This window comes from Sagittula sp. (assembly GCF_052825245.1).
Genome location: NZ_JBRBWD010000036.1, coordinates 160,314 through 170,496 on the forward strand (window position 1 = coordinate 160,314; position 10,183 = coordinate 170,496).

The following is a 10,183-nucleotide window of genomic DNA, read 5'->3' on the forward strand; positions in this document are numbered from 1 at the left end:
GGATTGCAGGTGATCCGACTGTTGAAGGCACGAGCGCACACCGTTCGGACTGAAAAAAGGGGCACATCCAGTGCAGAATGAAGTGCAGAAAGAATTTGGGGAAATGGATCGTTTCGACCGGGCGATCCTGCGGGAGCTCGCGGCCGAAGCGCGGATTTCCGTGACCGAGCTGGCCCGCCGGGTCGGCCTGTCGAAAAGCCCGGTGCAGGCGCGCCTGAAGAAGCTGGAAGAGACGGGTGTCATACAGGGCTACCGCGCACTTCTGGACCCGATCCGGCTGGGACTGGCGCATGTGGCCTTTGTCGAGGTGCGGATGATCGACACGCGCGAGGCGACGCTGGCGAAGTTCAACGCGGCGATCGCCCGCATCCCCGAGATCGAGCAGGCGCACCTGATCGCCGGGAATTTTGACTACCTGCTGAAGGTGCGCACCGCCGACATGCCCAGTTACCGGCAGGTGCTGGCCGAGAAGGTCTCGGTCCTGCCGGGGGTTGCCTCGACCTCCACCTTCGTGGCGATGGAGGCGATCAAGGACGAGGCTGTCACGGATGTGACTTGATTAAGGGTGTCGATCTGGCACTCTTTCGTCATGAGACTTGCACTTGTCATGAGCCTCGCCGCCGCGCCCGTGCTGGCCGACGGCTGCCCTGAGGCGCCGGACATCTCGGCAGAGATCGACCCCCTTTACGAGGAACTGCTGCAGGCGCCCGACGAGATGACGGCGCGCGGGATCACCAACCGGATGTGGCTGCTGTGGGACAACGCGCCCGACGAGCCGAGCCAGGAGATGCTGGACGAGGGGATGCGCGCGCGGGCCAGTTTCGACATGGTGCGCGCGCTGAAGCGGTTCGATGCGCTGGTGAGCTACTGCCCGTTCTACGCGGAGGGCTACAACCAGCGGGCCTTCGTCAACTTCATCCGTCAGGATTATGCCGCCGCGCTGCCCGATCTGGACCGGGCGCTGGAACTGAACCCGCGCCACGTCGGGGCGCTGTCGGGGCGGGCGCTGACGCTGATCGCCCTGGGCCGTGACGACGAGGGGCAGGCCGCGCTGCGCGCCGCGCTGGAGATCAACCCGTGGCTGGTGGAACGCCGCCTGCTGAAGGAAGAGCCGGGCGAGGAGCTGTGACGCCCGCGCGACCCGGATCCGGCTAACCCCATCTTTACCCTGCCGCGCCATGGTGGGTTCGCGTCGAAGAGGGCGCGGACAGTCGTGAGCGGTCAGAACGGGCCGCCTGAAAAGGGCGAGAATGGCCTTCGTATTCCAGAACGCGGACCAGATCTACACCGGCTCGCATTACACCGTGGCCAATGGCGACACCGTCTATGTGACCGACGGCACGATCATCGCCAACGACGAAACCTACACCGTGCAGATGAGCGGCGGGTCCCAGCGCAGCCTGCTGGTGAACTACGGCGACATCATTGGCCACGCCAATTCGGTGATCTACATGGGCGCGGCCTCGGCCGTGGTGGAGAACCACGGCCTGATTCGCAACAACGACGATTCCCTGAACATGCGCAGCGCGCTGCTGCTGGCCACGGCGGGCACGCACCGGATCGTCAACAACGGCGAGATCACGAGCGCGGGGCGCGTCATCGACGTGATCGGGGCGGCGGCGGCGCTGTCCTACACGGTGGTGAACCACGGCTTGATGCAGGCGCTTTACGGGCATGACGTGCTGCGCGACGGCAACTACGCCCAGCACGTCACGGTGGAGAACACCGGCACCATGCGCGGCGGCGAACTGGGCATGTCGGGCACCGGGCGGGCCTACCTCGACAACGCGGGCCGGATGGAGGTGACGCAGATCGACGGCGCCGCCGTGCTGGGGTTGACCCTGTTCAACACCGGCGTGATCGAAGGGTGGGAAACGTCGGTGGCGGGCCTTGCCGATGCGGGGGAGGCGTGGATCCAGGGCAGCGAGACCGCCGACATACTGCGCAACGACGGCACGGTACGGGGGGACTTTGACGCGGGCTCCGGCGCGGATGTGGTCTACAACGCGGGGCAGTGGCTCGGGAACCTCGACCTCGGCTATGGCGACGACACGATCTACGGCACCGGCGGCAGTTTCGAGGGCTGGATCGACGGCGGCCCGGACAACGACCTGATCGTGATCGAGGACGGCAGCGTCGCGGTGATCGGCGGCACCGGGCAGGACACGGTGATCGCCCGCTCCGACGTGCTGGACGTGAGCGGGGTGGAGGCGATCCTGCTGCTGGGCGCCGGCAACCACGAGGTCCGTGGCTTTGTCGAGGCAGAGCAGATCGTCGGCAACTCCGGCCACAACATGCTGGCGGGGCTGGGGGGCGACGACACCATCGCGGGCGGCGCGGGCAACGACATCCTCTACGGCGACGACGGCAACGACCTGCTGAGCGGCAATTCCGGCGACGACGAACTGGACGGCGGATTTGGCGCGGACACGATGTCGGGCTGGTCCGGATCGGACACGCTGATCGGCGGCGCGGGCAACGACGAACTCTCGGGCGAGGACGGCGACGACGTGCTGGATGGCGGCGAGGGCAACGACACGATGAACGGCGGCTATGGCCGCGACGCGCTGTCCGGCGGGGCGGGCAACGACTACATGGTCGGGCGGCAGGACGACGATTTCCTCGATGGCGGAGACGGCGCGGACCGCGTGCTGGGCGGCGACGGCAACGACACGCTGCTGGGCGGTGCGGGCAACGACACCATCGCGGGCGACGGCGGAAACGACGTGATCCAGGGCGGGCTGGGCTACGACATCCTGATCGGCAAGTCCGGCGCCGACATCTTCGTCTTCGACAGCGTGCTGGAGGCGGACGATGGCGTCTCTGACCGGATCAAGGATTTCGAGCGCGGCATCGACACGGTCGACCTGTCCGGCATCAACGAGGAGGGCAGCTTCGTCTTTCGCGGCACGGCGGGGTTCTCCGGCTCCGGCGCGATGGAGGTGCGTTATTTCATGAACGCCTTCGGTGCCGCGATCCTCTATCTCGACGAGACCGGGGATGGCGTGTCGGACGGCGAGCTGATCCTGCTCAACGTGCCGGGCGGTGTGACGGCGGACGATTTCCTGCTTTGACGGGCCGACGCGACCGGTTTACACGGCGCGCGCCGCCGCTATTGTCGCGCGCGTGTGCCCGCGTGGTGGAATGGTAGACACAGGAGACTTAAAATCTCCAGGCCTTGTGCCGTGCCGGTTCGAGTCCGGCCGCGGGTACCACCCTCTCCCTTCAATTCCGGCGCCGTATTGGAATTATTGATTACCTGCCAGACGCCTTTTTTATGGGCGCCGCGACAATCGTCGTATTCTGAATGCGGTGAAATAATTTCAGGTGGAATTTCGGGAGGTCCCATAAATCCCACCCATCAGGGTGCGAATAAGGGCGATTCTGCTGCGCGAGAAAAAGGCGCAGGATAAGGAAATCGCAAAGAAACACCCGGTCACGCGTGCAGCAAGAGGACAAAACCTGTGAAAGGGGGCGCGCTGAGCAGCCGGGCCCAGAGCGACGGCGCAAAGATTGCCCGGGAGACGCAGCAGAGAGGCAAGCAGCCGTCAGTTTTCGGAGAACGATGGCCGAAAAGGGTAGGCATGGCCGGATGCCGCTGCACGGGAAACCAAGGGCAGGTGGACGGAGGCTATCTCCCGCCCGTGGTCGGCCCGTCTGATCGGGGGTTATTTCCGGCGCAGGCGGATGACCACGTCGACGGAGGCGATCTCTGCACCGTCCGGCGCGTTCGGCAGCTGCGTGATCACAAGCTGATCCGCCGGGGCGTCGGTCAGGTGGCCGTCGTCTTCCCAGAAGAAATGCGGGTGATCGTGGGTGTTGGTGTCGAAATAGCTGCGCGAGCCGTCGACCGTCACTTCCTGCATCAGGCCCGCGTCGCAGAACGCCTTGAGCGTATTGTAGACGGTGGCGAGGCTGACACGCTCCCCCTGGTCCTTGGCGGCGGCAAAGAGGCTTTCGGCGGTGACGTGCCGGTTGCGTCCGTCGCCCACAAGAAGGGCCGCCAACGCCACGCGCTGCCGGGTCGGGCGCAGATCGCTGCGCGCCAGCCAGGATTTTCCGCGGTCGAGTTCCGTGGACATGGAGGAGGTGATATCCGTCTCGGTCATTGCATTGTTATATAATGTGTCGGCGCACCCGATTTCAAACCTTTTCGTGCCAGCGGCTTGCGGGCTGCGGCACCGTGTTCCGCTTGCATGGCGCGCTTTCCGGGTGCTAGAGGGGGCCGGACTTCGCGACACGATCACTTCATGATGGATAGGGAGCCCTCCCCGCATGGCCGATTACCCCACCAGCTTCGGCAAGGAAGACCTGTTGAAATGCGCCCGAGGCGAGCTGTTCGGCGTGGGCAACGCCCAGCTGCCCGAGCCGCCGATGCTGATGATGGACCGGATCACCGACATCTCCGGCGACGGCGGCCTGCACGGCAAGGGGCACGTCGTGGCGGAATTCGACATCACCCCTGACCTGTGGTTCTTCGAGTGCCACTTCCCCGGCAACCCGATCATGCCGGGCTGCCTCGGCCTTGACGGCCTGTGGCAGCTGACCGGCTTCAACCTCGGCTGGCGCGGCTGGACCGGGCGCGGCTATGCGCTGGGTGTGGGCGAGGTCAAGCTGAAGGGCATGGTCCGCCCGGACCGCAAGATGCTGACCTACAAGGTGGATTTCACCAAGGCCGTGCAGACCCGCCGCCTGACGATGGGCGTGGCCGACGGCATCGTCGAGGCCGACGGCGAGATCATCTACGAGGTCAAGGACATGAAGGTGGCGCTCAGCGAGAGCTGAGGGCGCGGCGTTTCAATTGCCGGACATGAAGAAGGGTGCGCCATGGCGCACCCTTTTGCGTTTCGGGGCATTGGCCTTGCGCCGCTGCGCCTACAGCAGGAAGTCGAAATCGTCCGACAGGTCGGGCGGCACGTCTCCCTCCCAGGTGGTGGGGGTGGTGTCGCCGGATCTCTCGACGCTCTGGTCGAAGGAACCGTAGGCGTCGCCAAAGGCGGTTTGGAGCATCAGGTCGAAGTCGTCGCCCGCGCTGTCGTCGGAGCTGGTGTTCCGGTCGGAAGAGCGGAATTTGAACGCGGCGAAACTGCCGCCAAGATCTTCGGGCATTGCAAAAGTCCTTGTGTTGAGAACCGCCCCTGAAATCTGCGGGCGGGTTGTGTTGAACACGGCTTAGATGGGGGGAAAGGGGCGCGCCTGCGAGTCAGGAATACCTGCCCCATGCCTCGGGCACCTCCGTACCGAAGCGTTCGCGGCAGAAAGCGTACTGCGGGGCGAGCAGGTCGGCGAAGGTCCTGCGGGCGTCATCGGGCAGGGCGCTTTGGACCCGTGTTTCGTTCTGGCGTCCGGCGGGCATGTCTGCGGCGGCTTCGACGCCCAGAAAGCCGCAGAGGCGGCCGAGTGTCTCGGGGGCGAAGAGGCTTTCGTAGAAGAGGCAGAGCCGGTCCTCTGGGGCAAAGCAGGCGTCCAGGGCGGCGATGGTGGCGCGATAGTCCGTGCGCGACCAGATCGCGGGCGCGTCCGGCGCCAGGTGCCAATGGGTGGCGGCGGGCTTGTCCGGGGTCATCTGTTCGACATGGCGCAACTGGGACCACAGCCGGTCCACGGGATCGCGCATGATGAACAGCACCTTCAACGTCACCTGCTGGCTGGCGAAGAAGGCCCGCATGTCCGCGAAACCCGCAGGGCCGAGCGTGGCATAGGCGGGCGTGATGTCCGCGAGGACGCGGGTCTGCGGAGAGAGGAGGCGCGCGAAATGGCCGAAATAGGCGTCCTCGTCATAGATCATCCGGGCCCGGTCGAGGCTGGCGGCGAAGGCGGGCTGTCCGCGCAGGTTGGCGAGCGTGTCGCCCGGCTGGCCCATGAAGGCGCGCAGGCGGGCAAGGGCCACGGCATCCGGATCGCCGAAGGCGGGAACGGGTGTGCGGGAATTGAAGAAATGCAGTTCCTTCAAGGGGGAAGGTTCGACCTCTGGCAGGCCCGACAGGTAGCGGTGCAGCCAGCTCGTCCCGCATTTCGCCGCGCCGATGCAGACGAGGAAGGTCTTGCCGTCGAGTTCCGGCAGGTGTCTGGGCATCCGCGCTGTCCTCTTGCGTGTGACGCAGAGGCTGCCACGGGGCGCACAATTGCTCAACCGCGGGATCGGTTCCGGCCATCCGCGGCGGCGATTGCCGGCCTTGCCGTGGATGGAAGCGCGCTGCGCACCTTGCGCCTGACCGCAGGACTGCCTTAGTAAGACCCAACAAATCAAGGGAGGCCGCATGCGCCGCGTCGTCGTTACAGGGTTGGGGGTCGTCTCCAGCATCGGAAACAACGCCGAAGAGGTCACCGCCTCGCTGAAGGCGGGGCGGTCGGGGATTTCCGCCTCTGAGGAGATGAAGGAACACGGGTTCCGCTCGCAGATCTCCGGCCAGCTCAAGATCGACGTGTCCGAATACGTCGACAAGCGCACGCTGCGCTTCATGGGGCCGGGTGCGGCCTATGCGCATATCGCGATGCAGCAGGCGATTGCCGATTCCGGGCTGGAAGAGTCCGACATCGTGAACCCGCGCACCGGGCTTGTGGCCGGGTCCGGCGGGCCGTCGACCTCTGCCCTGCTGACCGCGCACCAGACCGTGCTGAAGTCCGGCGGGACGAAGCGCGTCGGCCCGTTCGCGGTGCCGAAGGCGATGTGTTCGACGATCAGCGCCAACCTCTCGACCGCGTTCAAGATCAAGGGGATCAACTATTCGATCACCTCGGCCTGCTCGACCTCGCTGCACTGCATCGGCAACGCGGCGGAACAGATCATGATGGGCAAGCAGGACGTGATGTTCGCCGGCGGCGGCGAGGAGCTGGACTGGACGCTCAGCTGCCTGTTCGACGCCATGGGCGCGATGTCCTCGAAGTACAACGACACGCCGGAGCGCGCGAGCCGCGCCTTCGACAAGGACCGCGACGGTTTCGTCATTTCCGGCGGCGGCGGCATCGTCGTGCTGGAGGACCTGGAACACGCCAAGGCGCGCGGCGCGAAGATCTACGCCGAGGTGACGGGCTATGGCGCCACGTCGGACGGCGCGGACATGGTGGCCCCCTCGGGCGAGGGTGGCGAGCGCGCGATGCGCGTGGCGCTGTCGACGCTGCCCGAAGGCCGCAAGGTCAGCTACATCAACGCGCACGGCACCTCGACCCCGGTGGGCGACGTCGGCGAGATCGAGGCGGTGCGCCGCGTGTTCGGCGACGGTTCGACCCCGCCGGTCAGCTCGACCAAGTCGATGACCGGCCACAGCCAGGGCGCGACCGGCGCGCAGGAGGCGATCTACTGCCTTCTCGCGCTCCGGGACGACTTCATCATCCCGTCGATCAACGTGGAGACACTGGATCCGGCGCTCAAGCCCGAGGAAATCGCCACGTCTCTGGTGGAGAACGCCGGGCTGGATTCGGTGATGACCAACTCCTTCGGCTTCGGCGGCACCAACGGCTCGATGGTGCTCTCGCGGTTCAACGACTGATACGGAAAGACTGGGATGACGATAACTCTGGAAGGCAAGCGCGGGCTTGTCATGGGTGTGGCGAACGAACGGTCGATTGCCTGGGGGATCGCGAAGGCGTGTCACGAGGCAGGGGCGGAGCTGGCCTTCACCCACCAGGGCGAAGCCTTCGGCAAGCGGCTGGCACCACTGGCCGAAAGCGTGGGCTCCGATTTCATGGTCGACGTGGACGTGACCGACGATGCCTCTCTGGATGCGGCGTTCGCGTCCCTGGGCAAGCGGTGGGACCGGCTGGACTTTCTCGTCCATGCCATCGCCTTTTCCGACAAGTCGGAGCTGCAGGGCCGGTTCCTGAACACCTCGCGGGCGAACTTCAAGAACTCCATGGACATCTCGGTCTATTCCTTCATCGAGGTGGCGCGCCGCGCCTACCCGCTGATGACCGAGGGCGGCACCATGCTGACGCTGACCTATCAGGGGTCGCAGCGCGTCGTGCCGAACTACAATATCATGGGCGTGGCCAAGGCGGCGCTGGAATCGGCGACCCGTTATCTTGCCAATGACCTCGGGCCGGACGGCATCCGCGTGAACGCCATTTCGCCGGGACCGATGAAGACGCTGGCCGGTGCGGCCATCGGCGGTGCGCGCAAGACCTACAAGCACACCGACCAGAACGCCCCCCTGCGGTCGAACGCGACGCTGGAGGCGGTGGGCGGCACGGCGGTCTGGCTGTGCTCGGACGCGGGGGCCTGCACGACGGGCGAGATCATCCTCGTCGACGGCGGCTACCACGTGCTCGGAATGCCGCAGTACGAGAACCTGTAAGTTTCCATTTTCGTAAAAAGTGCCGAAATTCCGCCGTGACTTTGCCGTGCTTCCGGCAGGGTCATGTGCTGGGATCGTGGCATGACGACGGATCAGGATCTCAGACAGGCCATACTCGGGGATGCGGGCGCAGACCTGCGCAAGCGTGCGGAGAAACGGCGTCGCGGCAGGCCGCGCGGCGGTTTCGCCCGGAAGATCGCCGTCAAGCTGCTGTTCCTGGGGCTGAGCCTCGGGGCGTCCCGCTATCTCATCGCGACCGAGGACGGCCAGGCCGCGATGGCCCGGTTCCAGGCCGGGCTGCTGGAGGTCATCGAGACGGAGATGGCGGCGCGCCGCGAGGCGGAGATGACCGCGGCCGCGGCCGTGCCAGCGCAAGCCTTCGCGCCCGTCGACACGGTGGAGGAGGCCGCGCTGCTGCCGGGGAGCGGATGGCTTTCGGCCGGAAACGAGGAGCGTTCGGCGGAGCGCCCGCCGGTCAGCGCCATGCCCGAAAGCCGCGTCGCGGTGCGGCGCATGGGGCAGCTCTCGTCCGACTGAGCCTCCGGCCCGGTTCCGGGCGCGGGCGGCGCGTGCTACCCAAGGGAAACGAATCCCCTGACCGGAGAGCCCAGATGCCGCGCCTTGTCCTTGCCCTGACCGCCCTGATGCTGTCCGCCTGCACCGTGGGCGCGCCGCAGGCCGACAAGCCCGGCAACGACGGCGTGGCGCAGAAGCTGACGCTGGGTGTGACCCGGGCCGAGGCGGAGGTGGCGCTTGGCACCGAGGCCGGGTTCGAGCGCAACCCGAAGAACTTCGACGAATCCTGCGTGAGCTACGCCTACGGCGACGGGCCGAAATACGTGCATGCGGTCTATCGCGGCGGCGCGCTGGTGAGCCGCACGGACGGGCACCGGCAGCTCTGCACCTACGGGACGCTGGCCTCTGCCTGAGGGCGCGTCCCGGAACCCCTGTCCCTGCCGCCGCGTTTTGGCGGCAAACGGAGGTTCACATGACTCACACGCTGACACTGCAATCCATTTCGCCCGTGACGCATGACACGCACCACCTTGTGTTCGACAAGCCCGAGGGATTCTCGTTCACGCCGGGGCAGGCGGTCGACCTGTCGCTGGACAAGGACGGCTGGCGCGAGGAGAAGCGGCCCTTCACCTTCACCAGCCTGCCGGACGAGGACACGCTGCAGTTCGTCATCAAGTCCTACCCGGAGCATGACGGCGTGACCGAGCAGATCGGCAAATTGCAGGCCGGCGACAAGGTGCTGATCGAGGACCCCTGGGGCGCGATCGAGGACAAGGGCGACGGCATCTTCATCGCCGGGGGCGCGGGCGTGACGCCGTTCATCTCCATCCTGCGCAAGAAGCTGCAGGACAAGGGCACGCTGGAGGGCAACACGCTGGTGTTCTCGAACCAGACGGAGGCCGACATCATCCTGAAGGACGAATTCGACGCGATGCCGGGGCTGGCCGTGGTCTATACGGTGACCGACGAGCCCGACAGCGGCTACGCGCGGGGCCAGGTCGACGCGTCCTTCCTGAAGGACATGGTCGATGTGAAGGGCGACGTGGTCTACGTCTGCGGCCCGGACGGCATGGTCGAGGCGCTGCCGCGCGAGGTCGCCGAGCTGGGCGTGCCGAAGGACCACGTGGTGACGGAAGAGTTCGACTGACGGGTTTCGGTCCGCTGGCGCGGACTGACACGCGCGGGCGTTGCCCGCGAAGGGGGGGGGGGGGGGGGGGGGGGCGGCCCCCCCCGCCCCCCCCGCGGCCCGGAGACAAGCCGCGGGGGCAGGCGGTCGACCTGTCGCTGGACAAGGACGGCTGGCGCGAGGAGAAGCGGCCCTTCACCTTCACCAGCCTGCCGGACGAGGACACGCTGCAGTTCGTCATCAAGTC

12 protein-coding genes and 1 tRNA gene are annotated in these 10,183 nt (G+C 66.4%); 10 read left to right on the forward strand and 3 right to left on the reverse strand.

Features of this window, described 5'->3' with window-relative positions; translation table 11 throughout:
• Positions 1-103: 103 nt before the first annotated feature.
• The 4 genes from ACU0DV_RS16415 to ACU0DV_RS16430 all read left to right on the forward strand — a co-directional run bounded on the left by ACU0DV_RS16415 (position 104) and on the right by ACU0DV_RS16430 (position 3,215).
• A complete protein-coding gene (locus ACU0DV_RS16415; RefSeq protein ID WP_446242184.1) occupies positions 104-559 on the forward strand; it encodes an Lrp/AsnC family transcriptional regulator in 456 nt (151 codons plus the stop codon).
• A gap of 30 nt (positions 560-589) precedes the next feature.
• Positions 590-1,129: a tetratricopeptide repeat protein gene (locus ACU0DV_RS16420; RefSeq protein ID WP_254698360.1), complete on the forward strand. Its 540-nt coding sequence runs from the start codon at positions 590-592 to the stop codon at positions 1,127-1,129.
• Between the two features lie 121 nt (positions 1,130-1,250).
• Positions 1,251-3,074 (forward strand): calcium-binding protein, encoded by a 1,824-nt coding sequence (locus ACU0DV_RS16425; RefSeq protein WP_446242185.1) that lies wholly within the window; start codon positions 1,251-1,253, stop codon positions 3,072-3,074.
• A gap of 56 nt (positions 3,075-3,130) precedes the next feature.
• Positions 3,131-3,215 (forward strand) — tRNA-Leu (locus ACU0DV_RS16430).
• Positions 3,216-3,668: 453 nt separating this feature from the next.
• Here ACU0DV_RS16430 and irr read toward each other — a convergent pair.
• Positions 3,669-4,109 (reverse strand): Fur family transcriptional regulator Irr, encoded by a 441-nt coding sequence (gene irr, locus ACU0DV_RS16435; protein WP_283982067.1) that lies wholly within the window; start codon positions 4,107-4,109, stop codon positions 3,669-3,671.
• Between the two features lie 166 nt (positions 4,110-4,275).
• Here irr and fabA point away from each other — a divergent pair, with 166 nt between their 5' ends.
• Positions 4,276-4,785: a bifunctional 3-hydroxydecanoyl-ACP dehydratase/trans-2-decenoyl-ACP isomerase gene (fabA, locus tag ACU0DV_RS16440; RefSeq protein WP_100928143.1), complete on the forward strand. Its 510-nt coding sequence runs from the start codon at positions 4,276-4,278 to the stop codon at positions 4,783-4,785.
• Between the two features lie 90 nt (positions 4,786-4,875).
• Here fabA and ACU0DV_RS16445 read toward each other — a convergent pair whose 3' ends face one another.
• Together ACU0DV_RS16445 and ACU0DV_RS16450 are read right to left on the reverse strand one after the other, a co-directional pair.
• Entirely contained in the window at positions 4,876-5,109 is a 234-nt protein-coding gene (locus ACU0DV_RS16445; protein ID WP_283982068.1) for a hypothetical protein, read from the reverse strand.
• 94 nt (positions 5,110-5,203) lie between these two features.
• Positions 5,204-6,076 carry a sulfotransferase gene (locus ACU0DV_RS16450; protein WP_446242186.1) on the reverse strand — a complete coding sequence of 291 codons (873 nt, stop codon included), beginning with the start codon at positions 6,074-6,076 and terminating at the stop codon, positions 5,204-5,206.
• A gap of 184 nt (positions 6,077-6,260) precedes the next feature.
• On the opposite strand from ACU0DV_RS16450, the gene fabB reads away from it, so the two are divergent.
• The 5 genes from fabB (at position 6,261) to ACU0DV_RS16475 (ending at position 9,957) form a co-directional block, all read left to right on the forward strand.
• Positions 6,261-7,490, forward strand: coding sequence for a beta-ketoacyl-ACP synthase I (fabB, locus tag ACU0DV_RS16455; protein WP_446242187.1), 1,230 nt, complete (start codon positions 6,261-6,263; stop codon positions 7,488-7,490).
• Positions 7,491-7,505: 15 nt separating this feature from the next.
• The gene (locus tag ACU0DV_RS16460) at positions 7,506-8,294 is read left to right on the forward strand and encodes an enoyl-ACP reductase FabI (protein WP_446242188.1); all 789 of its coding nucleotides are present in this window, start codon (positions 7,506-7,508) and stop codon (positions 8,292-8,294) included.
• A gap of 81 nt (positions 8,295-8,375) precedes the next feature.
• Positions 8,376-8,831 carry a hypothetical protein gene (locus ACU0DV_RS16465; protein ID WP_446242189.1) on the forward strand — a complete coding sequence of 152 codons (456 nt, stop codon included), beginning with the start codon at positions 8,376-8,378 and terminating at the stop codon, positions 8,829-8,831.
• A gap of 74 nt (positions 8,832-8,905) precedes the next feature.
• Positions 8,906-9,223, forward strand: a complete 318-nt coding sequence (locus tag ACU0DV_RS16470) for a hypothetical protein (protein ID WP_446242190.1) — start codon at positions 8,906-8,908, stop codon at positions 9,221-9,223.
• Between the two features lie 59 nt (positions 9,224-9,282).
• On the forward strand, positions 9,283-9,957 hold the full coding sequence (locus ACU0DV_RS16475) for an FAD-binding oxidoreductase (RefSeq protein WP_100928136.1): 675 nt from the start codon (positions 9,283-9,285) through the stop codon (positions 9,955-9,957).
• Positions 9,958-10,183 lie beyond the last annotated feature (226 nt).

What these genes read in the sequence shown, in the direction of transcription:
- ACU0DV_RS16415 (WP_446242184.1), top strand. Translation starts at nt 104, where the DNA reads ATGGATCGTTTCGACCGGGCGATCCTGCGGGAGCTCGCGGCCGAAGCG.
- ACU0DV_RS16420 (WP_254698360.1), top strand. Translation starts at nt 590, where the DNA reads ATGAGACTTGCACTTGTCATGAGCCTCGCCGCCGCGCCCGTGCTGGCC.
- ACU0DV_RS16425 (WP_446242185.1), top strand. Translation starts at nt 1,251, where the DNA reads ATGGCCTTCGTATTCCAGAACGCGGACCAGATCTACACCGGCTCGCAT.
- irr (WP_283982067.1), bottom strand. Translation starts at nt 4,109, where the DNA reads ATGACCGAGACGGATATCACCTCCTCCATGTCCACGGAACTCGACCGC.
- fabA (WP_100928143.1), top strand. Translation starts at nt 4,276, where the DNA reads ATGGCCGATTACCCCACCAGCTTCGGCAAGGAAGACCTGTTGAAATGC.
- ACU0DV_RS16445 (WP_283982068.1), bottom strand. Translation starts at nt 5,109, where the DNA reads ATGCCCGAAGATCTTGGCGGCAGTTTCGCCGCGTTCAAATTCCGCTCT.
- ACU0DV_RS16450 (WP_446242186.1), bottom strand. Translation starts at nt 6,076, where the DNA reads ATGCCCAGACACCTGCCGGAACTCGACGGCAAGACCTTCCTCGTCTGC.
- fabB (WP_446242187.1), top strand. Translation starts at nt 6,261, where the DNA reads ATGCGCCGCGTCGTCGTTACAGGGTTGGGGGTCGTCTCCAGCATCGGA.
- ACU0DV_RS16460 (WP_446242188.1), top strand. Translation starts at nt 7,506, where the DNA reads ATGACGATAACTCTGGAAGGCAAGCGCGGGCTTGTCATGGGTGTGGCG.
- ACU0DV_RS16465 (WP_446242189.1), top strand. Translation starts at nt 8,376, where the DNA reads ATGACGACGGATCAGGATCTCAGACAGGCCATACTCGGGGATGCGGGC.
- ACU0DV_RS16470 (WP_446242190.1), top strand. Translation starts at nt 8,906, where the DNA reads ATGCCGCGCCTTGTCCTTGCCCTGACCGCCCTGATGCTGTCCGCCTGC.
- ACU0DV_RS16475 (WP_100928136.1), top strand. Translation starts at nt 9,283, where the DNA reads ATGACTCACACGCTGACACTGCAATCCATTTCGCCCGTGACGCATGAC.